The 258-nt window shown below is 60.5% G+C and carries 1 pseudogene; it reads right to left on the reverse strand.

From position 1 onward, the window contains the following. A pseudogene (locus ACNQ62_RS16700) lies at window positions 1-258 on the reverse strand (hypothetical protein); the annotation flags it as partial.

Here is a 258-nt window from a genome sequence, read left to right on the forward strand (position 1 = left end):
CGTCACGCTCCACCAGCCAGAGGGGTAGACCGGTTGGGGGAAGGGCAAAGTGGCCACGCTGTCGAAGCCCGCTTCGCGCATGTCGTTGCGCAGTTCGCGAATGATCGAACCGCTATGGTAAAGCGGCGACTCGCTCTGCTGAACCATCACGCCGCCACTTTTCAGAATACGGTGGCAGCGTTTCAAGAAGTCGGTCTTGAACAGGCCTTCGGCAGGGCCGACCGGATCGGTGGAGTCGATGATCAGCACGTCGATGCT

This window comes from Sulfitobacter sp. SBS6, assembly GCF_048285585.1.
GTDB lineage: Bacteria > Pseudomonadota > Alphaproteobacteria > Rhodobacterales > Rhodobacteraceae > Sulfitobacter > Sulfitobacter pontiacus.